The following is a 26747-nucleotide window of genomic DNA, read 5'->3' as shown; positions in this document are numbered from 1 at the left end:
TTGAGGTTTTCGGATTAATATAGCTGTCGAGCTTAAAACATTCAACCCTATGAAACTACGTTTACCATTACCAATTCTATTTACTGTCTTATTTGTCTGGAGCGCTTGCGAGCCCCAAAAAGAACCGTCCAAAGGCTTTGAACTGGAAGAGAAGACTGTTGCCGAGCTTCAAGCACTGATGGAGTCCGGCACACGCACCGCTGTATCTATATGTCAACTTTACATAGATCGAATTAAAAATATTGATCAAGGAGAGAATGGTCTTCATTCTGTGATAGAATTAAATCCTGATGCCTTGACTATTGCGGCTGCTTTAGATAAAGAAAGAGCGGATGGAAAAGTAAGGGGGCCATTACATGGGATCCCTATTATGATAAAAGATAACATCAATACAGGTGATCAAATGGAAACCACAGCTGGGTCCTTAGCACTAGTAGGAAGCGCCGTAGAAAATGATGCTTTCATAGTTTCTAAGTTAAGAGAATCAGGAGCCATCCTTTTAGGGAAAACTAACCTGAGTGAATGGGCCAACTTTCGCTCGGAACGATCCTCCAGTGGCTGGAGTGGGAGAGGCAGACAAACTCGCAATCCTTATGCCTTGGATAGAAGTCCTTGTGGGTCTAGTTCTGGTTCTGGAGTAGCAGTTTCGGCCAATCTATGTGCCCTTACCATTGGTACAGAAACCAATGGCTCTATAGTTTGCCCTTCCTCACTAAATGGTGTTGTAGGAATAAAACCAACCGTAGGCCTTTGGAGTCGAACGGGAATCATTCCAATTTCGAAAACTCAGGATACGGCTGGTCCAATGGCTCGTTCGCTCACCGATGCAGCAACACTTCTGGGAGCCTTAATAGGGACGGACCCTGAAGATGAGATGACTCTGGACAGTACAGCTGTCGTTTATCAGGACTATACTCAGTTTTTGGATGCTGACGGACTAAAAGGAAAGCGAATTGGAATTTTTAGAGGGCCTATGGGTCTTCATGAAGGAGTAGATGAGGTAATGGAAGAGTCGTTCACTTTGATGAAGGAAGCTGGAGCCATTCTGGTGGATTCTGTTGAGTTGGGAGAAATGCACTATTTGGGTAATTCAGAATACGAACTATTGCTTTATGAATTTAAAGATGGTTTAAATGCATATTTGAATGGATTGAAGAGTGATTTTCCATATAAAAGCATTGAAGACTTAATTCAATTCAATAAGGAGAATAGAGAAAAGGAGATGCCATATTTTCAACAAGAAATATTTGAATTGGCACAAACTAAAGGGAACCTGTCTGATGAAGAATATCAAAAGGCACTGGCACTTTGCCTCAAAATATCAAGAAAAGACGGGATAGATCTGGCATTAGAAAAATACAATCTTGATGCGATTGTAGCACCAACAGGAGACCCTGCCTGGGTGATAGATCAAGTGAATGGAGATAACTATAGGATATCTAGTTCGTCTATGCCCGCTATGGCTGGGTACCCAAATATTACGGTGCCAGCTGGAAATGTACATGGGTTGCCTATCGGAATATCTTTTTTCTCTACCGCATATACGGAGCCGGAGTTGATTGCTATTGCTTACGCATTCGAACAAAAGTCTAAAGCGAGATTGGTTCCTAAATTGTTACCCTCGTTGGACTTGCCTTAGTTTGAACCAACCTTTTTAGGCAAAAAGTCTTTGGTAATGAGTGCTTTTTCTTTTTGCTTGGCGAACACCCCTTTGTTGCACGATTCTGATTGTTCTTTAGGTATGGAAAATGATTCCCTATGGTAGTCTTGGATCATCTTGCCTGTACTAATTATTTGTTTTATACATGAAAGGAGCAATGTGAAAGCTGCCAATAGATCGCTGCGACATGGTTTTTCAACCGAGTTGACTATTGTACAATAATTCCTATAGAATACATGATTGGAAAGTATTGCTCATTATCAATGTAATCAGCTAATTCTTTGAATAATCTTAAGAAAAAAGAAAAGGCCTAGGAAAAACCATTAAAAAATTGATCTTAAAAATTAAGTAAAATCACCAATTGTAGGGTGCAGTATGTTTGGGTAATTTTGACTTTCAATTTGAATGTATAACGCATTATTTAGGAAAGTATCTTTTGATGTAAGCAATAGACCTCTTATTTTTAATAGTGTAACTAGGACGACAGCAAATGGCTAAGCGGATACCAAACAACTTGAATGCAAACACAGAGCAACCAAAATGAGTAATCAAATGATTGAAAAATTTACAGATCAGGAAATGGCTGTGGCTGTCGAAATGATCAACAGGGGACTTGATCGAGCGGCTGTTTCGCTAAAAATGATCCTTAATAGTCAAATTGAGGTGACGAATGTGGACTTTGATATCACCGTCTTGGATAATGAACCACAATATTCGAGCAAGAAAGATGATCGAATTCATATTCTGAGAACTGAATTGGCTGGTGAACTAAAAGGTATTTGTCATTTGATATTCACAAGTGAAGAAGTAGATAAGATTCATAAAAAATGTTTGCCAGAAAGTGTTATTAATAGTGACACCGAAGATGCTCAAGTCATGAGACTCGAGTTGCTAAAAGAGATAGATAATATTATGGCTGCTTCAGTTATTACTGAATTTGCCAACAGTTTGGATGTAGGAATTTATGGAAATGTCCCATCTTTGCACGTTATGGAAGCTGGTGAAGTAAATAAGTATATCCATGCAGAATCTGTGACTTTGAGTCCACTGATTCAATTTAGCTCTGTTTTCCATACAGATGATATAGACATTAAGTCTGATTTCATTTGGTTGTTGGAAGAGGAGTTTATTCAAAAAATAAAGAACTTAGCGTTAAGTAAATAATTATATAAATACCACGATAATGGGCAAAAAAGTATTAGTCGTAGATGATTCAGCTTATATGCGTACCTTGATCAAGGATACGCTAACAGAAGCAGGCTATGAGATAGTAGGTGAAGCACCAAATGGCGAAACAGCTATAGACCTTGCGTTAGAATTGAATCCTGATTTGATCACTTTGGACAATATATTGCCAGATATGATCGGGACCGATATTCTTAAAGTATTCAAAAGTCAGAGTTTGGATGCCAAGGTAGTAATGGTAAGTGCTGTAGGCCAACAATCCGTCATTAATGAAGGAATTGAATTAGGAGCGGCAGATTATATTGTGAAGCCTTTTACCGGTGATGACCTTATTGATGTTGTCAATCGAGTAGTAGGCTGATAATAAATAAAGAGACAATGAAAGCCATCCCGATAGTAATTGGGATGGCTTTTTTTATGCCAAATTATAGAGGTATTATGCATGCATAAGAAATTCTCCTAAATGTCTATTTCAGTTTTTTTACTATTGTTTGTAGTGTAAAAATCGGCTTTCATTGCATTCTGAAAGGTAGAGAGATGTGGAGCATGGAGAATGAAATTTTAATAGGTAGTAATAGCGATCTGATAGTGCGTAGGTTGGAGCAAGAACTTGCTGAGTTACGCAGTAATTTGCAGGTGCGAGTAGTTGATGATTTGTCATCTGTTCATTCGCTAATGGACCGTCAATTAGTGATAATTGATTTATCGGTGTACTCACCCGGGATCATTGATAGAATCGAAAAATTCAAGACTAGATTCCCCAAAATTGAATTAGTCGCCGTAACCTATTCAAACGATGAATTCATAGATCAAATGCTGATTAAAAGAGGAATTGATCAGGTTTGTAGTAGAGAGGATCTTTCTGACATTGTAGCCCGTCATTTAGCCCCCAACCTACAAACGACAGGATAGGAAAAATTGATTATAAGGACCACAAATAAGTGGCGAACTTGGTGATGTCGGACTCATTCTTAAATTTGAGTTTTTCTTCTTTGACATACTTTTTAAGATTGTTTGCCAATTCGTCAAATTTTGAAATTGTCTTTGGTTTGAAGTTTTCCAATACGAAAAGTTCCTGATTTCTAGTTAGAAGTATTTCTTCGTTTACAAAGTATTCAGGTTCTTCTTCAAGAGGTTTATATACTTCAGTTGTAGTAACGCTTGAGTTGGGCATTACTTTTTTTTGCTCAAAAGTATGATATTTAACTAGGTAGTCCTTGTTGTTATGGGTCAACACCGAATAGAAGCCTCGCCTGCCATAGCTGCGTCCAAGTTCCATAACATTGATTAATTCCTTGAATTGCGGATTTTCAAATTCAATTCGTCTCACCATATTCGGTGCTCCCACAAGTACGTAATCTTCTCGACGAACCAAAAGAACCTTCTCTTTAAAGTCATATTTAACAACGACGTTTTCTGCTATGGTCTGGTTGCTTAGTGTTATACTAGCGTTAGCAAATTCAGAAGGTGTGCATTGTTCATGACGCTGTTTGGCTTCCTCGAATGAAATTTTTTTCTGTTCTGATTGGTTGCTGGCACCATAGCTCAGTACTTTGATCCAGTCATTAGAGGAGCCTTCTTGAGCAAATGTTGAATAGCTCAGGCAAATTAAGAGAAATAAATAGGCAGTTTTCATAGCTCCTCTATTGAATTGTTAATTAGATAATTTAATTAAAAACAATCCAATAGAAGAATCACACTATATTTTCTACTTATTCTGCTTGGACCAATTGTCGCGAAGAGTGACCGTTCTATTGATTATAGGTTTACCAGACTTAGAATCTTTATCTATTATAAAGTACCCCATTCTTTCGAATTGAAATTGGGTACTCGGTGACATTTCACCAACAGATGGCTCCACTTTGGCATTCGCTTTAATAGTCAATGAATCTGGGTTTAAATGATTTTTGAAATCATCATCAATATCATTCAAATTTTCCGTGGCAAATAGCCTGTCATATAGCCTAACCTCAGCATCGACTGCTTGCGGTGCAGATACCCAACCTAAAGTTCCTTTGACTTTCTTGCCCGTAGTATCATGTCCACTCTTGGTCTCTGGATCGTATTCAGCATACACTTCTTCGATTTCTCCAGCATCGTTTTTCTTAAAGCCTGTACACTTTACGATGTAAGCATATTTCAAGCGAACTTCTCGGTCCGGCCCCAACCTAAAAAATTTCTTCGGAGGCTCCTCCATAAAGTCACCACGCTCGATATAGAGTTCCCTGCCAAATGGAATTTCTCGTTTCCCAGCAGATTCGTCTTCAGGATTGTTCACGGCAGGCAACAATTCTGTTTCGTTTTCTGGGTAGTTAGTGATGATTAATTTGATTGGGTCTAGCACACCCAATACGCGATTTGCTTTTTTATTCAAATCTTCACGGACGCTATGCTCAAGCAAAGCCACATCACTTACTCCGTCTCTTTTGGCTACGCCAATTTTCGCAGCAAAGTTTCTAATTGACTCTGGTGTATATCCTCTTCTTCGAATGGCTGCCAAAGTAGGCATTCGAGGGTCGTCCCAACCTTCTACATGACCATTTTCTACGAGTTCTTTCAGTTTTCTTTTGCTTACTACCGTATAGCTCAAGTTTAGCCTTGCAAACTCCGTTTGTTTAGAAGGATAAAGATCTAATTCTTTGATAAACCAATCGTAAAGAGGTCTGTGAGAAGCAAACTCTAATGTACAAAGGGAGTGAGTGATCTTTTCAAAAGCATCGGACTGCCCATGAGCAAAGTCATAAGTAGGATAGATACACCACTTGCCTCCTGTTCTGTGGTGATTTGCTTTTTTTACACGGTAAATCACAGGATCTCTCATTTGCATGATAGAAGATGCCATGTCGATCTTTGCTCGCAACACCCGCATACCCTCTTCAACCTCGCCATTTTTCATGGCTTCGAATAAGGCTAAGTTTTCTTCAACTGGTCTTTCCCTATATTCACTAAGTATACCTGGTTTGTTAGGAGTGCCACGTTCTTCGCTGATTTTCTCAGCAGAATTGTCATCTATGTAGGCTTTTCCATTTTTAATCAGTTGGATAGCAAATTCATAGAGTTGATCAAAATAATCTGAGGCATAAAATTCGTTGTCCCAGTCGAAACCAAGCCATTTGATATCCTCTTTGATGGAGTTGATGTATTCAATATCCTCTTTTTCAGGATTGGTATCATCAAATCTCAAATTGCATTTTCCATTGTATTTCTGTGCAAGTCCGAAATTTAGACAAATGGATTTGGCATGGCCAATATGCAAATAGCCATTTGGGTGAGGAGGGAATCGCGTCAATACTCTTCCGTCGTGTTTTCCTTCTGCCAGGTCCTTTTCTATCATTTGCTCAATGAAGTTGAGCGTAGGGGCCTTAATTTCTTTCTCGCTACTCATATTATTAAAAATTGGAATGCAATTTTAGTGAATTATTAACTGTCGGGAATTGCGTTTTGTCAGAATAGTTTCTCCTTTTTACCCAATTGATCTTAGGAGATCAAACTTCTTTCATCTGTTGAATGGTGGCAATAGGGTCTTCTGTGTTGAATATACCCGAGCCTGATACGACTACCTCAGTACCTGCATCAATGACTGTCTTTAAGTTATCCAACTTTACTCCTCCATCGATTTCGATAAATATATGTTCAAGGTTTCTTTCTTTAAGAGTAGCCTTCAGTTTGGCAATCTTATCAATGCAAGAAGGGATTAGTTTCTGTCCACCAAATCCAGGATTAACCGACATGATCAATACAAAGTCTACTTCTGGGAGTATTTCGTCAATGCTACTCAATGGTGTATGAGGATTTAACACTACACCGGCCTTTTTGCCTAACTCTTTAATCAACTGAATGGTTCTATGCAAATGTGGACAAGTTTCTACATGCACACTGATCCAATCTGCTCCAGCTTTTGCAAAATCTGGAATGTATTGGTCAGGATTCTCAATCATCAAATGTACGTCGATGGGTAGTTTGGTACATTTTCTAATGTCTTTCAAAACCAAAGGGCCAATGGTAAGGTTGGGTACAAAGTGACCATCCATTACATCATAATGAATCACTTCCGCACCACCTTTTTCTACCATTTCGATATCGGCGCCGAGGCGAGAAAAATCTGCTGAAAGTAAGGATGGGGCTATTTTGATTGAATTGGGCATGGGGCTTTTTTTGATGCAAATATAGCTTCTCAAATATGCATAAATTGTTCTGCAGGTATGAAACTTTTTGAAAAACTAAGACTTAATCGTCCTATTCAATACCTATACCTCGATACATAATAAAGATTCTAATAATACTTTGTATACCGTTGGTGGGTTAACTCTAGTTCCTCATTACCAGAAAACTGGTCAATGAATTCGTCATACGAAATGTCTTTATAATCGTAGAGGCTTATAATTTCAAGTATATCTACATTAAAATTGTTCTCTGGATAAATCTCTTTTACAAGGTCAACCAATTCTGAAGTGGCCAAGTTTTCATCATTTGGGCCTATGATTTTAACTAAATTCAAATGATCAGCATCTCCCATTTGAGTGATTACTACATCGACTTCTGGATTTGAACTAGAACTATGAAAGTGGGACGCACTTTGTGGTAAGCTAATTTCTCCAATATCTAACGATTGGATAGAACTAGGTATTTCTCCGTAAATGTTGTAATTATAATGCTCTTTTGGATCTTCGGAAGGGAATGTAAATTTGGTTAGATAGTAGTCAAAATCTTTAGGGTAGAAAAGCCCATCATTGTAAAAGATAGGATCCAATGCTGCGTTATGCATTATTTTACTATTTGCATAAGGAACTTTAACCGCACTCAAGTACCAAGTCTGTGGAGATGTGATTTTTTGAAAAGCCATCTCTTCCAAATCTTCTAAAGTAATTCTTAGCTGTTGAGTAGAGATGTTTTCAAATATATTGAAGTACATTTTTTTACCGTCATAGTGAATGAAGCTGAGGGAACTTTCTGAGCTAAGTTCTACGGGATCATTTGCAGAGTATTCAACATCGTAAGATTTGATTGGAACTCCATTGCCATGGACCACGAATGGTGTGAGAATATCATCAACATCTAGATTTATAGATGAAGAAGCAGCAGTTTCCGGCAAGATAGTATTCAACGTATCACCAGTTTTTATATGAAAATATGATCGAATGTCGATGAAATTATCAAAACGATAAACAACTGAAGCTGTGATCTTTTCAGGGAATCTATTTGAGTAAAAGTTGGTAACTTCTTTTGTGATACGAGCAGAATCCAAAAGCCGGCCATCTACATCAGTAATTAACATAAGTGGCTCATAAAAAGTATAGCCTTCAAATGTCAAAATAAGATGTTCTTCATATTCATTATCGAAGATGCTACAGGATGAGAAAACAATCAAGCTTGTAAGAGATATGAAAAATATACTTTTCATGGTTGAAATTGGTTTAAAATACCCGCAATTATAATCAATAATAAAGAAGTATTTGTAGGAATGAAATTGCTCACGATTGAACGAATTTGAATGGTTATTAGACTGTGGATTTTTTAGTATTGTTTTTGTAAAACCAAAATACAAGACATGAAAACGAATAACATTTTTTTATCAGTCCTTGGCTTAATATTGTGCACAACTCTTCAAGCCCAAGAAATCAGATCATTGGACGAAAGTCCATTAGATCTTGCCGTATTTCGACCTGATGGGCAAAGTACCATCCCAGCTGCCAGAATTATTTATAGCAGACCTTCAAAAAAGGGAAGAACTATGATTGGTGGGAAGGTGCCTTATGGAAAGGTGTGGCGTCTGGGAGCTAATCAAAGTACGGAAATCAATCTATACCGAGATATGACTTTTGGAGGGAAGAAACTTAAAAAAGGAAATTATACCATGTATGCCATTCCATCAGCTGATTCTTGGACTGTAATTTTCAATTCTAACCTCTATACCTGGGGTGCCTATGATTATGACGCTTCCAAGAATGTATTGAGCATTGAAGTACCTGTGAAATCGGCTAATGAAAGCAGAGAGGCATTTGGAATGGCCTTTGCCGGAAACGATGGCAAGGGAAGTTTGTTGATGGCATGGGAAAACGTAGAGATAATTATTCCTTTGACTTATTAGAGAAAATGTTTTTTTGAGTTAGGAAGGCGGTATGGTTATGGCCGCTTTCTTTCTTAAAACTTTTCGTCAAAATCCCAACTGGTTTTAGTGTTGGCTAGGGTTAGGTAGTCCACTTCACCTACCCCATCAAACTGATAACTCACACCTACCAAATACCCAGGGTTCATTTCATATTGAGCAGAAATCATCTGGCCTCCCATAGATACTTTCAATGTTTTGTTATGGCTTGAAATATTGATGATTTGCCAATCCTGAAGTGAAAGGCCTAAAGCCGAGAGATCGTTCTCTTTTCCGGAAAGGTAAGTGTCCATGGCCATCAGGCCGATTTCTCCAACACACCCTGGGATTACGATAGGAATCAGAAATGCTCCTTCTGAAAAATGAAGGACTACCTTCGTGAATTTGCATGGAGAGTTTTGGTTTTCCTGCCGATAGCGGATCCTGGTTTCAAAGTTGAACTCATCTCCGGAAATGCGTTTTTCCGGGCTGTAATAGTGAAATCCTACAGGTTTTTCAGCCTTTTGAAGTCGGCTCAAACCACTGGATGCCAAAGTAAGTTTTTCGGATTTTACTAAATCACCATCATTTAGATAGATGGGATAGGGATCTGAATTGATTGTGGCCATCCAGCCTTCAGTTTGAATGTACACGTCAGACTCTTTCAGTACTACTTCGTCCGCCACAAATTTGGATCTAAAATAGCCAGGATAATAATACACAGAAGTGGCTGTGGTTTGGTCCTTGCTAACGCTTATGCGTTTCCGCTTGTCCCATGATTGTTGGATGATTAACTGGTCGGCTTCGATGTGACTGGCATTGAATGTGAAAATCACGGTATTGGGCAGTCCTTTAGAAGTATACGAAGATTCAAAATTCAATTGGGCAGACAACGCTGAGGTGTCTTTCAGGTTGTTAGTGACGATATACCAACTGCTAAAACTTATTAAAATCACTAGCGCAAGTGCCAAAACTGCTTGCTTTGATTTGAGAATGGATAATTTGAATTTTATGGACGGGTGGCTGGTTGCTTGCGCTCTTTTATACGCCGACCAGCTGGAGTGACCCAGGTATTTGGCTAAAGCATCAAGAGTGCTGATACTTGGCTGACTTTCATATTTCACTCTTCCCCAAACCCGCTTCAGCGTAGTATGGCTCAGGTTAACTCCAGTTTTATAAAAAATGATTTGACTCAATTCTTCAAACTCCTGATTTTGCCAATGGTCTGAAGAACCCCAATTGAGTTTGTCTTCTATTTGAGATTTACAATTTTCGAGTGTTGATCTTTGGTCCAAGGTTTTTGATTTGGTGACTTCCTAATCTTAAACTTGAAAAATAGTTTTATGGTTTTCTTTATTACGTGAATGGCAAAAAAGCGCCCCGACTCCTCGGGACGCTTCACTCATTATACCAAACTATGCTATTTTCTTTATTCGTATTTCAATACAGTTGATGGATTGGCCGAGGCTGCTTTATAAGACTGCAGACTGATAGTGATTAGCGCAATACCTAAAGTGCAAATGCCAGCCAAGACAAAAACCAATGGATTCATAGAGACACGAAAGGCAAAATTGTCCAACCAACTATCAATGGAGAAATAAGCCAGAGGACAAGCAATCGCAAAGGCTATCGTAATTAGTTTGGTGAAATCCTTTGACAGCAATAAAACCACTTGAGGCACTGTGCTGCCTAGAACTTTACGTACAGCAATTTCTTTCTTACGTTGTTCGGCGGTAAATGAGGCCAAGGCAAATAAACCCAAACAAGCCACCACAATAGCTAATCCGGAGAAGAGACTGGCTACCTTGCTCAATTTATCTTCATCTTTGTAAAGGGTATTTAATTCGTCTTCTAAGAAAAAGTAGTCGAATGGCCAGCCCGGGGCGAATTCATTCCACTTGCCTTCCACGAAGGCCAGTGTTTCTTTCAGATTTTTAGTGTTCATTTTGACAGCCACGTATTTTACCAGGAAGTTGAAATTTCTTGGGTCATTTCTTGGTTGGATCACCAATGGTTCAATATTGCGATGCTTGGAAGCGAAATTGAAATCTTCTACAACTCCTATAATTCGTCCTTGCCGATTGTTGTATTCACAGCTTTTTCCAATGGCCTCATCGTCTCGCCAATTCATCCGACGACACATCGCTTGGTTAATCACCACGGCCGCTGTATCATCCGAGAGAATGTTTTTCTTGAAGCCTCGGCCCTGAACTATGTTCAATCCGAAGGTCTCAAAGAAGTCGTGCATAGGCCAGAAAACCGAAAACAGAGTGGATCGCTCCATGCCTTCTAACCTAAAGTTATCCCCTTGATGTCTGGCTCCCAACGCGTCGACTACACCAGTAACGTATTCAATGTCAGAATGCCTGGTGATTTCTTTTTTGAATGCTTCATACCGTTGCACCATGGGTGTTCTCTGTGCTGATATATACAAGATTTGCTCTTTGTCGAATCCGATATCGCTTTGCCTCAAGAAGTCTAATTGATTGACCGCTACTGAAGTACCTATGATCATGATGATTGAAAGGCAAAACTGTATAATAACTAAGGTCTGACGTAAACGACTACTACTGCCTTTTTGCGTGCCTTTCAGCCCCTTGATAATAGAAAAAGAGCTTAGCACAAAAGCGGGATAGATGCCTGCACCGACGCCGATAAATAGCACCACTCCCAACAATCCAAGTAAAATTTTGGGCTGAAATAGCATGACTAGACCAATGGACTTTTCAGTAAATGCATTGAATGATGGTAAAATCAACCAGAAAAATAGTAAAGATACTACGACGGCGATCCCTGTGATAATGATAGACTCAAGTAAAAATTGGGAAATGAGATATCTCTTTTTACTGCCTAGTGTTTTGCGAATACCGACTTCTTTAGAGCGTTTGGCTGACTTGGCTGTTGATAGATTCATATAGTTGAAGCAGGCAATGAATAGAATCAGTATTCCTATTATAGAAAATACATAGACGTTGTTTTCGCTGCTGTTAGGCTGAATTTCGAATTCCAGGTCTGAAGTCAGGTGAATATCCGTTAGTGCCTGAAGCTTCATGACGACATCACCCTGCATAAAGTCTGGGAAAAATTTGACTATAAAGTCTGGAAATAAAGATTCGAGATCACTCTTTGTTGCCCCTTCTTTCAGCACCAGATACGTCCAACACGGATTCCAGTACCAGGTTCGAGGCAGCCTGCCGCCAAATCCCTGGCGAACCGAACCCATCGAACCAATAAAATCAAATTGAAAATGAGTGTTGTGAGGAGTATCGGCTAAGATGCCTTTTACGATCAAGTCTCGTTCATTTTGGAATCGAAGAATTTTTCCTATTGGATCTTGATTGCCAAAGTACTTTTTGGCCATGGTTTCGGTAATGAGTAGATCGTTTGGTTCGTCAAGTGCTGTGCTCTTATCTCCCTTGATCAATTCGAAATCAAATACATCAAAAAAAGTGGAATCAGCAAAGAACATTCGCCTTTCATTGAAAGCTTTGTTGGTCAGTTTATTTTCAACCATCAGCGTAGGCGACTGATAGTCGAAAAGACGTACCTGAGTCTCTACGATGGAGGGATACTCAGCTGCCAGCGTTGGGCCGACGGGGAAGGGCAGACTGGATGATCTTTCACCGCCACTTTCGTCTTCCATAAATTCGTTGATCCTGTAAATACGCTCTGCTTTGCTGTGTATGCGATCGTAACTCAGCTCGTCACTTACGTAGATCATGATGAGTAAGCAACAAGTGATCCCTAGGGCAAGCCCGAGTACGTTGATAGAACTGTAAAATTTGTCTTTGAGCAGGCTGCGAAAGGCAACCAGAAAGTAATTTTTTAACATGAGTTGTATTCTTGAGTTTGGTTATAAAGTGAACGAATCAAGATCAAATCTTTTGTCTGTTTTACACGAATGGTCGATTACGAAGGTCAAAAAGTGAAATCAAACCTATAAATACACAAACGGTTATTTAGGTCGGTAGATAGATCGTGGGTAATCTTGGATATTTACTTTCGGTGATTCCAATTCCTTAATTGCATCCTTCGCAATCCATTGAGCAGTCTTTGAATCCATTTGTAAGATTTCATGAGCCGTTTTTAACGCCAGTTGATTCAAATCTCTATTTCTTTTGCCAATAGTTCGTAGAGCCCAATTCACAGCTTTTTTCACGAAGTTGCGTTCATCTTCTGATCCTATTTTGATAAGCGGAAAAAACTTTTGAAAATCCTCATTGCGAGCATTTTTGTGTCCGAAGTGATGGCCTACCATCATTACAAACCCAGCTCTTTTTTGAAATTCACTTTCCTTAGTCACATATTCGAATATCTTGTCATAGCAGTACTGGCTTTGACCGATGAAGCTCATGCAAAAGGAGTCGCATATCTCCCAGGTATCAAAGCAGGCGATCCATTGATCAATTAGATCAGAGGTTATGGACCTGGGCTTGAAAAGTAATGGAACCAACAAACGAGCTTCATAGAGACCAGTATGAAACAAGTCGAGGGCTAGTTGGTCGTTTTTTCCAATCTGTTTGGCTAGCGCCTTTAGGTCTTTTTGATAAATGCCCAAACTGTCGCTGGTTTTGATCCCATACTTGTTTTCCTTAAAAAGGGTTTTTGCCGGGTCTGCGAGCTGTTGTAGAGCGCTCAACACTTCAGTCTTGGTTCGAAGTTTATTCATAGGGTAAACCTATAAGAAATCGTGACCTAAATGGTTTGATGGTGAATGTTTTATTGTGTAATTTCTTACTTCATAAACAAACGTCTTTGATAAAATGAAGTCATTCATTCGCTGGTTGTCGCTATTAGGATATGGACTATTTACAAGCACGTTGTATGGGGCGCATACCAATCCACAGTTGATGCGGCGCAGGTTTGAAAAGTGGAGCTCGCAGTCCCGTACGTCTATTCAACGCAAGTATACAAATGTAAAGTTCGAAGATGTTTTTTTGGAAAAAAGCCAATTGAAGATTGAGACGGTCTGTGCGCAAGAGGACTTCACCTCCGTTATTCTTTATCTTCATGGGGGAGGTTTTGTCATTGGCAGTGCTGATTCGTACAGAAACCGCATGATGCGTTTGAGCTATCACACCAAAGCGAAAATTGTTTTTGTTGAATATAGGAGATCGCCGGAGCATCGTTTTCCGGCAGCGCAAGATGATGCCTTCGCTGCGTGGCAGTGGGTTTTGCAGCAGTACGGCAATTACCCGTTGCTCATATCAGGTGATTCTGCAGGCGGAGGACTTACGCTCAGTTTGTTGTTGAGATTGAAAGACTCAGGAGAAACATTGCCTCAAGGAGTGATCATGATATCTCCATGGACGGATCATTCCTGTGCAGGAAAGTCAGTAGAAACCAACCTGGGAAAAGATTTATGGTTTACTAAAAACCACCTACAGCAATGGGCAACTTATTATTCAAGAGAAGATGAACGTAAATTGCCATATGTCTCTCCAGTGTTTGGCGAATTTCAAGAGCTCCCGCCTATGCTTTTGTTGGCTGGTGAAAACGAGCTATTATTGGATGATGCCACACGAGTATATGAAGGTGCCAAAGCCGCTGGCGTATCTGCTGAATTGCATATAGGTAAAGGTATGCAGCATGATTGGCCACTCACATTACCCTGGTTGGATGAAAGCAAATTGGCTTGGAAGTTTATCAGAGAGTTTGTGGTTAAACTTGCGAATTAGAATAAACCTCAAAATACATGTCAAAAACAAATTGCCCCTGTGGGTCAAGTAATCATTTGGATCAATGCTGCGGTGCGGCGATCAAATCGCAGTCGGCGAAAACGGCTCTGGCTCTCATGAAATCAAGATATACCGCATATAGCATGGGTCATGCGCAATACCTCCATGATACTACCCATCAAAAGCATCGCTCAGAATACAACATTGATAGCATCAAACAATGGTCGAAAGAAAACACCTGGACGAATCTGGAGATTGTCAGCGTGGAGCACGGCAGTGTATCTGATACGATAGGGGTGGTTGAGTTTAAGGCTTATTTTACTGACGCTAAGGGAAAAAAACAAGTGCATCACGAACGTTCCAATTTTCATAAAGACGAGGGTAAATGGTATTACCTTGACGGAAAAATCAACCCAAAAGAAGTGGACATCATGCAGAAAGTGCATCGCAACGACCCCTGTCCTTGTGGTAGTGGGAAGAAATATAAAAAGTGTTGTGGATAGGCTAGTTCTTAATCTCAATCTGACTTAATTTGAAATTCAATTAGAAAATTTCATTAGCCTAAAAGCTTGAATCCATCCATGAAAGTCTGCATCGCCGAAAAACCCAGTGTCGCCAAAGAAATCGCTCAGGTGATCGGTGCCAAAGACCGAAAGGATGGCTACTTCGAGGGTAATGGATATCAAGTCACTTGGACATTCGGACACTTTTGTACGCTCTATCCACCCGAAGACTACAAGCCCCACTGGAAACGCTGGGACTTGAATACACTGCCGATGCTGCCGGATAGGTTTGAAACCAAAATCATGGACGATGGCGGTGTGAAGAAGCAATTCAATGTCATCAAAGGATTGTTGGACAAAGCTGAGGTAGTAATCAACTGTGGGGATGCAGGGCAAGAAGGCGAACTCATTCAGCGCTGGGTGATCAAGCAGGCCAAATATGGCGGAGAGGTGCAAAGACTATGGATCTCCTCGCTGACTACAGAGGCCATCAAGACGGGCTTCGATCAACTCAAATCTGCGGATGAATTTGACAACTTATATTATGCGGGCAGTTCGAGAGCCATTGGCGATTGGCTGTTGGGTATGAATGCTACTCGCTTGTACACCTTGAAGTATGGTGGTTTCAAACAGGTGCTGTCCATCGGCCGGGTACAGACGCCCACCCTGGCCATGTTGGTCAATCGCCACCATGAGATTGAGAACTTCAAGCCAACTCCGTATTGGGAGCTGCAAACCCTCTATCGCGATACCAAATTCAATTCCACGGAAGGGAAGTTTCAAAATCAGGAAGAGGGAGAAAAACTGCTGAATCAAATTTCCGGAAAGGACCTGGAGATTACGAATATCGAAAAAAAAGAAGGCAAAGAGTATGCGCCTAAGCTTTTCGACCTTACAGCCCTACAGGTATATTGTAACAATAAGTTCGGGTTTACAGCAGAGGCTACTTTGAAGTTGGTGCAAGGGCTCTATGAAATGAAAGTAGTGACCTATCCCAGAGTAGATACCACTTTTCTGCCCAACGACATGTATCCCAAGGTGCCAGATATTTTGAAGGGGTTAACACAATACGCCTCGTTTACTGAATTAATACTGAGCAGCAAGATTAGAAAATCTGCCAAGGTATTCAACGACAAGAAAGTAACCGATCACCATGCCATTATCCCGACAGGAGAGGAGAAACCACTGAACGCCGATCAGCGCAAAGTGTACGATATCATCGTTCGTAGGTTTTTGGCTGTGTTTTATCCGGATTGCCAGGTGGCAAAAACTCAAGTGAGTGCTGAGGTAGAGGAAGTGAAGTTTGTAGCTAAAGGCAAGGAGATCTTAGAAGAAGGTTGGCGCATATTGTTTCCAAAAGAAAAGAAAAAGAAGGAAGAGGAAGAATCTGACGATGAAAACAAGGAAGAGGATGACAATATCCTGCCTACTTTCAAACAAGGAGAACGAGGACCACATGAACCGTCATTTATAGAGAAAACAACCAAGCCGCCTAAGTTTTACACCGAGGCCTCGCTCTTGCGCGCCATGGAGACTGCGGGTAAACAAGTAGAAGACGAAGAACTCCGCGACTTGATGAAAGCCAATGGTATAGGCCGACCGTCTACCCGAGCCAATATCATTGAGACCCTCTTCAAAAGAAAATACACCCAGCGCCGAAAGAAGCAAGTGATTCCCACTGAAATGGGCATCCAACTCATCGGGACCATCCAAAACGAACTGCTCAAATCTGCAGAGCTCACCGGCCAGTGGGAAAAGCAACTCAAGGAAATCGAAGACGGCGCCTTTAGCGCCAGAGACTTTATCATCAACATGAAAAAGATGGTAGATGATCTGGTGTACGAGGTCAGAATGGAAACGGGCAAGCCCCGACTGGAGCCTGTCTCACTTACCAAAGCCAAGAAGCCTGCCGCCAAGAAAAAAACCTCGCTCGTAGGCATGACTTGCCCAAAGTGCAAAAAAGGACATATCCTAAAAGGCCAATCCGCCTACGGATGTAGTGGCTGGAAGGAGGGCTGCGACTTGCGCTTGCCGTTGGTATTTATGGACAAGAAACTCACCGAAAATCAGGTCAAAAGATTGGTAGAGAAAAAAGCCACCACAAAGATCAAAGGCTTTGTATTGGAGGGGGAGAAAGTCGAAGGGGTATTGAAACTAACAGATACTTTTCAAGTCGAGTTTGAAAACAAATCTCCTAAGCCAAAAAGGAAGGAGTCCGAAATGCCACCTTGCCCCAAGTGCGGCAAAGGCACCATCATCCGAGGCCAAACTGCCTATGGTTGTGATCAGTGGAAAGCAGGCTGCGACTTCCGCTTCTCCTTCGACGACATCAAAGCCAAAGCCGACGGCAGGCCGTTGTCAAAGGAGTTGGTATTGGAGATTATAAGTGGGAAAGTTTGATATACCTCGTCATTGCGAGGAGAGTATTTTGCCGATAGGCAAAATAATCGACGCGGCAATCCCCTTCGGCCTTCTACTGCATCCAACCTCACAAATACAATAAAATCACGAGATTGCCACGTTGTGCATTTGATTGTCATCGAATCGCCCGCCTCGCAATGACGTTAATTAATATTCGATCCTTTTTGTAGTCTTCTACTGTAGCCGATCACACCCCGTCCTTGCGAGCGGAGCGCGGCAATCTCCTATAGCCTTATCTACTGCCTGTTTTGATCTGAACAAAATATGGGCTATCCTTGAGTAGCAGCTCTATTTTAGAAAAAATCAATTTTATAATTATCAGTAGTCTATGCTGAGAATCAGGATAGATAAAAGATAAATAACAGTCACCTGGTGATCGTTTATTTCGATATTCAAGAAATAACGCTCAGAAAGGTGTTGTAATTGAATAGTTGTGTGTAATTAGAAAAAAACGATGGAGAAACCTTGGATGACAGGACCAAAGGAGTTATTGGTTCACGGTATTTATCATTTAAACCAATCAACAGATTTCGATATTCGGATGGGGATGATTTGCATTGATAATTCCGTAGAATTAATGATAAAAACTTATCTCGGACTTCCGAAGAGGGTAACTAACATTGAAAATTTAAGTCGGAATAAGTACAATGAAATAATACAAAGTTTCCCAAAACTGATTGACGCGCTTGAAGAATATTGTTCTGAAAAATTAACAGGAATCGATTTAGGTGATATTGAATGGTTCCACCGACTGAGAAACGAACTCTACCATAATGGAAATGGGATAACGGTTGAAAAAACAAAAGTTTTAATATACGCTGAGATTGCTAAAAATTTATTCTTCAACTTGTTCGAAATCCCAATAATGGAAGACGGTGAAGTACCTGAAGAGAGCCTTGTTGGAGAATATATAACGAATTGGATAAAGTTCGAAAAGCTATTAAATTCAGAAGACGGAAAATTTGTTCCACCATTCAAGAAGATTCGTGAACTCTATGATACCGGAAAAATTAATGACAAGACATATAAAGAGTTTGCAGAATTAAACAAGTTTCGTAACGATTTAATACACGGGCAAAAAGAACCTGAGAAGAAAAGCTTGAAAATAATGAATGAAATATTGAATAAATCGGTCGAGATATTAACCCATATTATATAACTAAATTCCTATGCCCTTAGAACAAGAAATTCGAGATACAATAAACGATTATTGTAAAAGAGACCTACCAGGTGATATTAATTGGCATATTGACCAGTTTGATTTTATTGATGACATAGATTTAAAAAACAAACTTGGCCGAGCTTATTACTCTGCTCGTTATATGTCAAAATTAATGGAAGCTACTTATGCTAGCGGAGATGAAATACACCCGTTTGTAAAGTTTCAAATAATTCAATATGCCTCTATATATGAAGCGGTTACAAGCTATCTACTATGGAATAAATTTTCTGAACACGAAGAAGTAAAGGCTCTTCAAATTCATAAAGCCTACAAACCAGTAAGTGCATTAGGAAGCTTGACTAATTTATCATATGACGGAAAGGAATTATTTACCTGTCTGTATAAAGACACAAAAACACCACGGAATAGCATACCATTTAAGGACAGAGTTGACTGCGCTGTTAGGATTGGATTCATTGATGAGGCATATTCTGAAGATATTAAAAACCTATATAGGCTCAGAAATCTCGCTCACATAGAAACTGAAGCAAAAACTTTGGAAGAAATTGAATTAGAAGATTCTAAAAAAGGATATTGGCGAATCAAGCCTTTCTTAGAAGCGATAACAGAATTTTTGGAAGAATAAAAAACTACACACAACAACACCTATACGCAATGCCCTTCGGGACACTGCGCATAGCCAAACCGTCACCCCCCAGCCTAAACTACTCTACCACCACTCCCCAAATACTCTTTTGTTGTCAACTAAAATTTGAATAGATTGGTCTGATTCAAAAATGACCATTCTATGATGCGCAACTATGCACTGCTGATCGCAGCCCTACTTATGTTTTCGAGCTCTACCGTACTAGAAGCTCAGCGAAAAAGAAAAAGTAAAACCACCGAAAAAGTCACCTACGACACCAGGCTCTACGAAGGCATGGAGTGGCGTAGTATCGGGCCTTATCGTGGCGGCCGTTCGGCTGCTGTCACAGGAGTGTCGGGCAAGCCCAATCTGTACTACATGGGCGCCACAGGAGGCGGCGTCTGGCGTACTACGGACGCCGGCAATAGCTGGGAAAACATCTCCGACAAGTATTTTGGAGGTTCTATAGGCGCGGTGGCTGTCAGTGAGTGGGACAACAATGTGATCTATGTAGGAGGCGGTGAAGTGACCGTCCGAGGCAATGTCTCTTCGGGTAGTGGGATGTGGAAGTCGGAAGATGCCGGCAAAACATGGAAGAGTATCGGATTGAAGGATTCCAGACATGTGCCCAGAATTAGAATCCACCCCAAAAATCCTGATTTGGTCTATGCGGCTGTGCTGGGCGATCTCTTCAAATCTAGCGACACACGAGGGGTCTACCGATCCAAAGACGGAGGGAAGACCTGGGAACGCGTATTGTTTGCCAACAAAGATGCAGGTGCGGTCGACCTGACTTTCGATCCCAACAATCCAAGAATATTGTATGCCTCGACGTGGAATGTGCGAAGAACCCCGTACAGTTTATCTAGTGGTGGAGAAGGCTCGACGCTATGGAAAAGCACAGATGGTGGCGACACCTGGACGGATATTTCAGCCAACAAAGGATTGCCGGAAGGCGTATGGGGCATCTCGGGTGTCACGGTTTCGCCTGTCAATTCCGATCGAGTATGGGCCATTATCGAAAATGAAAAAGGAGGTGTGTATCGTTCAGATGATGCTGGGAAAAACTGGCAAAGAGTGAATGATAGTAGGAGCCTAAGACAGCGCGCGTGGTACTACACTCGCATCTATGCCGATACACAAGATGAAGACAAAGTGTATGTAATGAATGTGGCCTACCATAAATCCAAAGATGGAGGGAAAACATTCGCAGCGGCGTATGCGCCCCATGGCGATCATCACGATTTGTGGATTGCCCCCGAAGATGCCAACCGTATGATCATCGCGGATGACGGCGGAGCGCAGATATCTTTTGATGCAGGAGAAAACTGGTCCACCTATCACAATCAGCCCACGGCGCAGTTTTATAGGGTGACTACGGACGATAGTTTCCCTTACCGAATCTACGGCGCACAGCAGGACAATTCCACCGTTCGCATACCCCACAGGACCAGTGGAGGAGCCATAGATGAAAGCGATTGGGAGGATACAGCCGGAGGTGAGAGCGCACATCTGGCTATCGACCCAATCAATAATGACATTGTGTATGGTGGAAGTTATGATGGTTTTTTTACCAGATACAACCATAAAACAGAAGAATTCAGAGGCATCAATGTCTGGCCCGACAATCCGATGGGTCATGGCGCAGAAGGCATGAAGTACCGATTCCAATGGAATTTTCCAATTTTATTTTCTCCACATAACCCTAAGCGCTTATATGCTGCTTCAAACTATTTACACGTCAGTGAAAATGAAGGCCAATCCTGGAAAATCATCAGTCCTGATCTGACTAGAAATGATTCGGCCAAGTTGGTTTCCTCTGGAGGTCCGATTACACAAGACAATACCAGTGTAGAGTATTACTGTACAATTTTCGCTATAGCGGAATCAACCAAAAAGGAAGGTGTGATCTGGACAGGGTCTGATGACGGATTGGTGCATTTGACCAAAGATGGTGGTAAAAATTGGGAGAACGTCACCCCCTCTGGCATGCCTGAATGGATGATGATCAACTCCATAGAAATTGACCCTTTTGTGGAGGGCGGAGCCTATATCGCTGGCACTCGTTACAAGCTGGGAGACAATCAGCCCTACCTCTACAAGACCAAGGACTATGGAAAAACGTGGACTAAAATCACTGGCGGAATTCCTGCTGATCATTTTACGCGTGTAGTAAGGGCAGACCCAAAGCGAAAAGGGCTGCTTTATGCCGGTACTGAAAATGGGATGTACTTATCCTTCGATGATGGGGCGAGTTGGCAATCCATGCAAATGAATCTGCCAATCGTGCCGATTACTGATTTGGCCATTAAAAATGATAATTTGATTGCGGCCACGCAGGGGAGAAGCTTTTGGCTGTTGGATGACCTGACGGTTTTTCATCAGCTGAATGAAAGTGTACAAGGATCCCATTTGTATCAGCCGATGCCTTCTTATCGCATTTCTGGTGGCAACTGGAATCAAAGCAAGCGCAAAGGGGATAATCACCAAGGTGGTGTGCTAACTTACTTTTATCTGGATAAAGCACCTGCTAAAGAGGATACGATTACGCTGAGCTACTATGAATCTGGTGGTGACTTGATCAAGACCTTTACGACCCATCCCGAAAAGGACGGAACAGAAGGGAAATTAGAAAACCTGAAAGCAGGTTTGAATATGTTCTCGTGGGACATGAAATATCAAAAAGCAGAATCTTTTGATGGAATGATATTGTGGTGGGCATCGCTCGACGGACCCAAGGCCTTGCCGGGCAACTATGAGGTGCGACTCTCAGCCACGGGACAGTCCAAATCGGCAAACTTTGACATTTTGAGCGATCCTCGTTCGTCCTCTTCAGCCGAAGATCTCAAAGCGCAGTTTGATTTTCTGATGTCTGTGAGAAACAAGCTCAGCGAAACCAACTTGGCGGTAAAGAAGATCAGGGAAAGCAGATCTCAGATCAACACGTTCGTAGAAAAAGTGAAAGACATGGAAGAAATGAAGGCAGTGGTGGACACTTCGATCTACATTCTCGAAAAACTAAAAACCATAGAAGAAGAGCTGTATCAAACCAAAAATAAAAGTGGTCAGGACCCACTCAATTTTCCAATAAGGCTGAATAACAAATTGGGTCACCTCAACTCGCTGGCGAGCTACGGTGACTATCGGCCCACGGATCAGGCAGTGGCCTTCATGCAGGAGGTAAGCGGCCTCATAGACAAGCAACTGGAGCAATTGGATATCATTCTGAAAGATGACATTGCGATGTTCAATCGATTGGTCAGGGAAAATGCTGTGGATGCGGTGATTATTAAGGAGGACTAGCGATAGAGTCAATCAAATGTTTATAAAGAAGATATTTTTTAATGCCAATGACAAGGTTCGAATCATCTGGAGATTCTTGAGCTTTATTCTAGTGTACATACTTCTAAGTGCGCCATTTCAAATTGGTGTCAGAGAGTTTGTTGAACCTGGTTTATTACGTAGCAGTCTCAATCGGGTGTTTTCGCTTTTAGGAACTGTTGGAAGTATTTATGTGCAGGTGAGATACATTGATCGATCCTCTTTTCATAAATATGGGCTAAAACTGGAAAGCCCTTGGATGAAGGAATTTTTCATTGGGTGTGGAATTGCTTCGCTGCAATTGACCTTATTTTTCATCACCATGTATGCATTGGGATATCTGGATATTGTGGACTATTTGGTGACAAGCTCGGCTGAGCACAGTTTCGCTGCTGGGTTTATTACTGAATTGATTACCAACATATCAGCTAGTATTGGTGAAGAAATTATGTTTAGGGCATTTATTTTTTATGTCCTTTTCGAATCTCTTTCTTTGGTTGTGAAAAACCGAATGACCAGCGCTGTTGTTACTTGCGTATTTGCTTCTCAGCTTTTTGGTTTTGCACATTATGGTAATGATGGTGCCACACTTTACTCATCCATTAATCTTGGTTTTGATGCGCTGACTATCTGTTTACCTTTTTTACTCACATGTCGATTGGGCATGAGCATCGGGATGCATTTTTCTTGGAATATTACCCAAGCAGCCATTTTTGGATTCGCCAATAGTGGTCATATCCCGAAGGCTTCGATCATTAGTTCGAGTATGCCTGACAATATCTGGACTGGAGGGGACTTCGGCCCAGAAGGCAGTGTATTACTCATTGTTATGGATATCATCGCTGTATTGCTCATTTTACTATGGCGTTCGAAAAATAACATAAATCATTGGGTACATCCAGAGGTTCTAGATTTTGACAAGACCAGCCAGGAGCAATGAGGACACCCACCAAACCCAGCATCATCGCCCTGCTCATCCTTTTCTTAGGCTGGTTTCTGATCGGCCTAGGCTATGGAGAAACCATAGCCGCACCATGGAATACAGTGCTCTATATAGGAGGCGTGGTGTTGTTCTTTGTAGGATTGCTGGCTACCGTTTATTTGGTATTCAGGTAACCTCTGTCATTGCGATCCCGATAGTTATTGGGAGTGTATTTTACTTATATGCAAATGGTCAACGCGGCAGTCTCCTTCGGTCATATACTGAATTCATCTCATTGTTAAAATAGAAAATGAGATAGCCCGGATTGTCACCGGGCTATGACGGATTAAATTACTTTCTTCAATTCCATCTCGAAAAATTGTTGCCAGTTTTCTCCATCCATGGATCGTTCGCCGATTTCTTTCCAGATACCATCTTTGATGGTCAATGAATAGCGAATAGTGGATGGACCAGCTTCGATCCACCAGACCATGTTGTTGGCGTCTACGATTTCAAATTTGGCCTGAGTACTCATGCCTTTCGAAATAAAAGAATTCATCTGATATTGTTGAGTGAAGGAGTTGTAAGACAATATGCCTAGCGCATCATGTACGGTTTGTTGGGTGCCGTCTTCTAAGGTAATGACACCTTTGCCTTCCGCCATGATTACCGTCCCATCTAGTTTGTATCGTATTTTCTCAGTTACCTGAGACGATTCTTTTCCCTGAGGTGTAAAAAGGTAGCCTTTGCCTTCCCAATCACCTACCATCAGGTCTAGTTCTGCTATTTTTTGTTTGGCTTGCTGCGAAAAATCGGGCTGAGCCATAGTCAATATTGGCATTAAGCCAAGTACGGTTATTATGATTTTAGTTTTCATGATTATGGGGTTTATGGTTATTCTATATAATTTTTTAGTGCTTGAACATAGTTTTCAAAAGCGGTGATTCCGGCCTTTGTAATCTTACAAGTCGTCAATGGCTTCTTGCCTTTAAAGCTTTTGGCAACCTCGATATAGCCTGCAGTTGATAGTTTGTCTATCTGAACGCTGAGATTGCCGGCAGTGGCTCCGGTTTTTTCTTTGATAAAAGTGAAATTAGCAGATTCCAGGCTGAAGAGCAGACTCATAACGGCCAGCCGGAGCTGGGAATGCAGCAAAGGGTCTAATGGACTGAATCCTCTCATTTTCCGGCTGATTTCAATAAATAACCCGGAATGAGATACCCTGCTAGAATGCCCAAGGCACCTACAAGATATTGATCGGTCATAGGTAGATTGAAACAAACGACAGCAGCTACCCAAAGAGCAATGGCCCCAAAAATCAAAGGTTTGAATTTGAGCATTCGACCGGATAGATAAGTTCCCACTCCAGCCAGCATCAGAATCACAGCGGAATGATTGTAGTTGATTTTGGACATGAAAATCAATGATAAAAGCAGACATACGCCAAGCGCTGCCCAAACTTCACCATATAACCTGGATAGATGTGTTTTGGTTTGCGCCTCTTTATCCTGTTTAGAACCATACCAGGCAGCCGCTATACCTGCTGGGATGGTAAGGAGCCAGAAAATAAAAGGATATTCGAAGGAAGTGTACTTATCCAAAATAAAGTGGCCCAGGTTCGCAATCATAACTACCCAGCCCCAGAGCAAGAAATAAAAGCTCCCGCTTTGTTCATAATTGTTTTTCGCCTCTGCAATCATCTCATTGATGATTTTTAGACTTTCGGTATGTGATAGTTCTTCTTTCATAATGTAATTATAAAGTAGTTTATATTATAAACCAAATACGATGATTGAGATAAAAAGGTTTTGGTTCGATACAAAAAATCACGTTACTGTCTATGAAGATGTGGCATGGTTAGTCGTCTGACGAGTATTAAAAGAACCAAAGACTGTCATTTTTCATTATGCATTAAATTTCAGATTTGGTGGTTCCGTGTCGACTCGTCTGACGACTAGTTGGTCGATCATGAAGACCTCGTCATTATTTGAGTAGCCGGGCACATTTCTTAAATGGGACTCATTTGGAAGGGGTAATGATGGGTGGGTTGATTTTTCATCAAGGTTGATTAGTTTAGGAATATGAAATACTTGACTTATGCTTTTCTTTTATTTATTGCCTGCCAACCATTACAAAAAAGAGAGCTGGTCGGTCTTTGGCAATTAGAAAAGGCTTTGATGGACAAAAATCCTGTAGCTGATGAATCCACTTATCTGAGGATTGACGCCAATGGAAGCTACGCAGTATCCAGAACCACTGGGGATATGAGTGGAGTATATCAATTGGGTGAAACCAAAATCCATTTTCAAGGTACAGATTCGAAAGGTTGGTTCAATTCGGACTGGAAGGCAATGCGAGTGGAAGATCACTTGTTACTTGCAGGTCGGGACGAGATCAATAGAAGAATAGAGTTGAAGTTTATTCAAGTGGACCAAATACCATCTTTTGGTGAATTTGAAGAACGAGTGATAGGAAAGTGGGAGATGTTTCTGGTGATGAAAAATGGTATTCCTGAAAAAATGACGGAAACCATTATGACTATAGATGAACAGGGCAATTATACCATTTCAGATGCTTCGGGAATCATGGATCAAGGAAAGACTGCCATTAACACGCGCCATCATAAGGTGATTTTTGAAAGAGATGAAACGTTGTGGGACGTTTGGTTTTGGGAAAAGGAACTTCGACTCCAGAACAAAGAAATGGGTATTCAATATCACTTGAGACGGGTAGGGTAATATTGGTCAGTGTAATCGTCTTACGAATTGGTTTTTATCGAAATTTTTTTCTGGCCTTCATCAAGGCCAGGGCTTCCTATTTTATTTTTGTCTATGTCCTTAAGCCGGACGGGCTCTTATTTTTTGGCATAGTCCAAAAACGAATCGAAGGGTCTCACCCCAAAAAAACATAGGCTGTGATCGCAGCGGCGAACCGCTAAATTCCTAAAATTCAGCTCGGTACTACACTTAAATCCAAACCACTTCGGCGGGCCGTCGCTTCGCTCAAGCAGTGGATTTAAATTCAGTTTTCTAGCAGCTGAATTTCTTAACGGAATTGATTCAAGGCCGAACTAAACCCTTACAACTTCTGATTTAAGCTATTTTTGAGGGTTTAAATAAAACTAACATTTCAAGGACGCCCTAAGTCAGTCTTACTTCGACCAT

At 41.1% G+C, this 26747-nt stretch carries 24 protein-coding genes; 14 read left to right on the top strand and 10 right to left on the bottom strand.

Going from position 1 to position 26747, the window contains the following annotated elements; genetic code table 11:
• The first annotated feature begins 49 nt into the window (after positions 1–49).
• From ACOQO5_RS01740 to ACOQO5_RS01725, 4 genes are all read left to right on the top strand, one after another.
• Positions 50–1639 (top strand): amidase, encoded by a 1590-nt coding sequence (locus tag ACOQO5_RS01740; RefSeq protein WP_420579957.1) that lies wholly within the window; start codon positions 50–52, stop codon positions 1637–1639.
• 573 nt (positions 1640–2212) lie between these two features.
• Positions 2213–2824, top strand: coding sequence for a chemotaxis protein CheC (locus ACOQO5_RS01735; RefSeq protein WP_420579956.1), 612 nt, complete (start codon positions 2213–2215; stop codon positions 2822–2824).
• A 19-nt stretch (positions 2825–2843) separates the two neighbouring features.
• The gene (locus ACOQO5_RS01730; protein ID WP_420579955.1) at positions 2844–3206 is read left to right on the top strand and encodes a response regulator; all 363 of its coding nucleotides are present in this window, start codon (positions 2844–2846) and stop codon (positions 3204–3206) included.
• Between the two features lie 236 nt (positions 3207–3442).
• Positions 3443–3757 carry a hypothetical protein gene (locus ACOQO5_RS01725; protein WP_420579954.1) on the top strand — a complete coding sequence of 105 codons (315 nt, stop codon included), beginning with the start codon at positions 3443–3445 and terminating at the stop codon, positions 3755–3757.
• A gap of 10 nt (positions 3758–3767) precedes the next feature.
• Here ACOQO5_RS01725 and ACOQO5_RS01720 read toward each other — a convergent pair whose 3' ends face one another.
• The 4 genes from ACOQO5_RS01720 to ACOQO5_RS01705 all read right to left on the bottom strand — a co-directional run bounded on the left by ACOQO5_RS01720 (position 3768) and on the right by ACOQO5_RS01705 (position 8246).
• Positions 3768–4481: a hypothetical protein gene (locus ACOQO5_RS01720; RefSeq protein WP_420579953.1), complete on the bottom strand. Its 714-nt coding sequence runs from the start codon at positions 4479–4481 to the stop codon at positions 3768–3770.
• 72 nt (positions 4482–4553) lie between these two features.
• Positions 4554–6230 (bottom strand): glutamine--tRNA ligase/YqeY domain fusion protein, encoded by a 1677-nt coding sequence (locus tag ACOQO5_RS01715; protein WP_420579952.1) that lies wholly within the window; start codon positions 6228–6230, stop codon positions 4554–4556.
• A gap of 100 nt (positions 6231–6330) precedes the next feature.
• Positions 6331–6990, bottom strand: a complete 660-nt coding sequence (gene rpe, locus ACOQO5_RS01710; RefSeq protein ID WP_420579951.1) for a ribulose-phosphate 3-epimerase — start codon at positions 6988–6990, stop codon at positions 6331–6333.
• 128 nt (positions 6991–7118) lie between these two features.
• On the bottom strand, positions 7119–8246 hold the full coding sequence (locus ACOQO5_RS01705) for a hypothetical protein (protein ID WP_420579950.1): 1128 nt from the start codon (positions 8244–8246) through the stop codon (positions 7119–7121).
• 147 nt (positions 8247–8393) lie between these two features.
• Between ACOQO5_RS01705 and ACOQO5_RS01700 the strand changes: the two genes are divergently transcribed.
• Positions 8394–8933: a DUF2911 domain-containing protein gene (locus tag ACOQO5_RS01700; RefSeq protein WP_420579949.1), complete on the top strand. Its 540-nt coding sequence runs from the start codon at positions 8394–8396 to the stop codon at positions 8931–8933.
• A 53-nt stretch (positions 8934–8986) separates the two neighbouring features.
• Here the strand turns inward: ACOQO5_RS01700 and ACOQO5_RS01695 are convergent, their stop codons facing one another.
• The 3 genes from ACOQO5_RS01695 to ACOQO5_RS01685 form a co-directional block, all read right to left on the bottom strand.
• Positions 8987–10225, bottom strand: coding sequence for a hypothetical protein (locus ACOQO5_RS01695; protein ID WP_420579948.1), 1239 nt, complete (start codon positions 10223–10225; stop codon positions 8987–8989).
• Positions 10226–10359: 134 nt separating this feature from the next.
• Entirely contained in the window at positions 10360–12762 is a 2403-nt protein-coding gene (locus ACOQO5_RS01690) for an ABC transporter permease (RefSeq protein ID WP_420579947.1), read from the bottom strand.
• A 123-nt stretch (positions 12763–12885) separates the two neighbouring features.
• Entirely contained in the window at positions 12886–13599 is a 714-nt protein-coding gene (locus ACOQO5_RS01685; RefSeq protein WP_420579946.1) for a DNA alkylation repair protein, read from the bottom strand.
• A gap of 94 nt (positions 13600–13693) precedes the next feature.
• Here ACOQO5_RS01685 and ACOQO5_RS01680 point away from each other — a divergent pair, with 94 nt between their 5' ends.
• The 8 genes from ACOQO5_RS01680 to ACOQO5_RS01645 all read left to right on the top strand — a co-directional run bounded on the left by ACOQO5_RS01680 (position 13694) and on the right by ACOQO5_RS01645 (position 23777).
• Complete coding sequence (locus ACOQO5_RS01680; RefSeq protein ID WP_420579945.1) at positions 13694–14608, top strand: alpha/beta hydrolase; 915 nt, start codon at positions 13694–13696, stop codon at positions 14606–14608.
• A gap of 17 nt (positions 14609–14625) precedes the next feature.
• Positions 14626–15111, top strand: coding sequence for a YchJ family protein (locus ACOQO5_RS01675; RefSeq protein ID WP_420579944.1), 486 nt, complete (start codon positions 14626–14628; stop codon positions 15109–15111).
• A 78-nt stretch (positions 15112–15189) separates the two neighbouring features.
• Positions 15190–17511: a DNA topoisomerase 3 gene (locus tag ACOQO5_RS01670; protein WP_420579943.1), complete on the top strand. Its 2322-nt coding sequence runs from the start codon at positions 15190–15192 to the stop codon at positions 17509–17511.
• Between the two features lie 475 nt (positions 17512–17986).
• Complete coding sequence (locus ACOQO5_RS01665) at positions 17987–18691, top strand: hypothetical protein (RefSeq protein WP_420579942.1); 705 nt, start codon at positions 17987–17989, stop codon at positions 18689–18691.
• A gap of 10 nt (positions 18692–18701) precedes the next feature.
• A complete protein-coding gene (locus ACOQO5_RS01660; RefSeq protein WP_420579941.1) occupies positions 18702–19340 on the top strand; it encodes a hypothetical protein in 639 nt (212 codons plus the stop codon).
• A 165-nt stretch (positions 19341–19505) separates the two neighbouring features.
• Complete coding sequence (locus ACOQO5_RS01655) at positions 19506–22643, top strand: WD40/YVTN/BNR-like repeat-containing protein (protein WP_420580191.1); 3138 nt, start codon at positions 19506–19508, stop codon at positions 22641–22643.
• Between the two features lie 16 nt (positions 22644–22659).
• The gene (locus ACOQO5_RS01650; protein WP_420579940.1) at positions 22660–23601 is read left to right on the top strand and encodes a type II CAAX prenyl endopeptidase Rce1 family protein; all 942 of its coding nucleotides are present in this window, start codon (positions 22660–22662) and stop codon (positions 23599–23601) included.
• Entirely contained in the window at positions 23598–23777 is a 180-nt protein-coding gene (locus ACOQO5_RS01645) for a hypothetical protein (protein ID WP_420579939.1), read from the top strand. The genes ACOQO5_RS01650 and ACOQO5_RS01645 overlap by 4 nt, the downstream gene beginning before the upstream one ends.
• Positions 23778–23929: 152 nt before the next feature.
• Here the strand turns inward: ACOQO5_RS01645 and ACOQO5_RS01640 are convergent, their stop codons facing one another.
• Genes ACOQO5_RS01640 through ACOQO5_RS01630 form a run of 3 tightly spaced genes read right to left on the bottom strand, consistent with a single transcriptional unit; the run spans position 23930 to position 25331 of the window.
• Complete coding sequence (locus ACOQO5_RS01640; protein WP_420579938.1) at positions 23930–24460, bottom strand: hypothetical protein; 531 nt, start codon at positions 24458–24460, stop codon at positions 23930–23932.
• A gap of 17 nt (positions 24461–24477) precedes the next feature.
• Complete coding sequence (locus ACOQO5_RS01635) at positions 24478–24765, bottom strand: winged helix-turn-helix domain-containing protein (protein ID WP_420579937.1); 288 nt, start codon at positions 24763–24765, stop codon at positions 24478–24480.
• On the bottom strand, positions 24762–25331 hold the full coding sequence (locus tag ACOQO5_RS01630) for a hypothetical protein (protein WP_420579936.1): 570 nt from the start codon (positions 25329–25331) through the stop codon (positions 24762–24764). Before ACOQO5_RS01630 ends, ACOQO5_RS01635 begins: the two co-directional genes overlap by 4 nt.
• Positions 25332–25664: 333 nt before the next feature.
• Between ACOQO5_RS01630 and ACOQO5_RS01625 the strand changes: the two genes are divergently transcribed.
• A complete protein-coding gene (locus ACOQO5_RS01625; RefSeq protein WP_420579935.1) occupies positions 25665–26321 on the top strand; it encodes a hypothetical protein in 657 nt (218 codons plus the stop codon).
• The last annotated feature ends 426 nt before the right edge of the window (positions 26322–26747 follow it).

This window comes from Reichenbachiella sp. (genome assembly GCF_965223055.1).
Classification (GTDB): Bacteria; Bacteroidota; Bacteroidia; order Cytophagales; family Cyclobacteriaceae; genus Reichenbachiella.
The sequence above is the reverse complement of the archived record's forward strand: the minus strand, read 5'-3'. Positions and strand labels throughout refer to the sequence as shown.

Bases quoted from the DNA above. Each gene is read 5' to 3' on its own strand.
- ACOQO5_RS01730 (WP_420579955.1), top strand. From the start codon at position 2,844: ATGGGCAAAAAAGTATTAGTCGTAGATGATTCAGCTTATATGCGTACC.
- ACOQO5_RS01625 (WP_420579935.1), top strand. From the start codon at position 25,665: ATGAAATACTTGACTTATGCTTTTCTTTTATTTATTGCCTGCCAACCA.
- ACOQO5_RS01740 (WP_420579957.1), top strand. From the start codon at position 50: ATGAAACTACGTTTACCATTACCAATTCTATTTACTGTCTTATTTGTC.
- ACOQO5_RS01685 (WP_420579946.1), bottom strand. From the start codon at position 13,599: ATGAATAAACTTCGAACCAAGACTGAAGTGTTGAGCGCTCTACAACAG.
- ACOQO5_RS01705 (WP_420579950.1), bottom strand. From the start codon at position 8,246: ATGAAAAGTATATTTTTCATATCTCTTACAAGCTTGATTGTTTTCTCA.
- ACOQO5_RS01680 (WP_420579945.1), top strand. From the start codon at position 13,694: ATGAAGTCATTCATTCGCTGGTTGTCGCTATTAGGATATGGACTATTT.
- ACOQO5_RS01645 (WP_420579939.1), top strand. From the start codon at position 23,598: ATGAGGACACCCACCAAACCCAGCATCATCGCCCTGCTCATCCTTTTC.
- ACOQO5_RS01670 (WP_420579943.1), top strand. From the start codon at position 15,190: ATGAAAGTCTGCATCGCCGAAAAACCCAGTGTCGCCAAAGAAATCGCT.
- ACOQO5_RS01735 (WP_420579956.1), top strand. From the start codon at position 2,213: ATGATTGAAAAATTTACAGATCAGGAAATGGCTGTGGCTGTCGAAATG.
- ACOQO5_RS01715 (WP_420579952.1), bottom strand. From the start codon at position 6,230: ATGAGTAGCGAGAAAGAAATTAAGGCCCCTACGCTCAACTTCATTGAG.
- ACOQO5_RS01655 (WP_420580191.1), top strand. From the start codon at position 19,506: ATGCGCAACTATGCACTGCTGATCGCAGCCCTACTTATGTTTTCGAGC.
- ACOQO5_RS01675 (WP_420579944.1), top strand. From the start codon at position 14,626: ATGTCAAAAACAAATTGCCCCTGTGGGTCAAGTAATCATTTGGATCAA.
- ACOQO5_RS01635 (WP_420579937.1), bottom strand. From the start codon at position 24,765: ATGAGAGGATTCAGTCCATTAGACCCTTTGCTGCATTCCCAGCTCCGG.
- ACOQO5_RS01640 (WP_420579938.1), bottom strand. From the start codon at position 24,460: ATGAAAACTAAAATCATAATAACCGTACTTGGCTTAATGCCAATATTG.
- ACOQO5_RS01630 (WP_420579936.1), bottom strand. From the start codon at position 25,331: ATGAAAGAAGAACTATCACATACCGAAAGTCTAAAAATCATCAATGAG.
- ACOQO5_RS01665 (WP_420579942.1), top strand. From the start codon at position 17,987: ATGGAGAAACCTTGGATGACAGGACCAAAGGAGTTATTGGTTCACGGT.
- ACOQO5_RS01650 (WP_420579940.1), top strand. From the start codon at position 22,660: ATGTTTATAAAGAAGATATTTTTTAATGCCAATGACAAGGTTCGAATC.
- ACOQO5_RS01720 (WP_420579953.1), bottom strand. From the start codon at position 4,481: ATGAAAACTGCCTATTTATTTCTCTTAATTTGCCTGAGCTATTCAACA.
- rpe (WP_420579951.1), bottom strand. From the start codon at position 6,990: ATGCCCAATTCAATCAAAATAGCCCCATCCTTACTTTCAGCAGATTTT.
- ACOQO5_RS01700 (WP_420579949.1), top strand. From the start codon at position 8,394: ATGAAAACGAATAACATTTTTTTATCAGTCCTTGGCTTAATATTGTGC.
- ACOQO5_RS01690 (WP_420579947.1), bottom strand. From the start codon at position 12,762: ATGTTAAAAAATTACTTTCTGGTTGCCTTTCGCAGCCTGCTCAAAGAC.
- ACOQO5_RS01660 (WP_420579941.1), top strand. From the start codon at position 18,702: ATGCCCTTAGAACAAGAAATTCGAGATACAATAAACGATTATTGTAAA.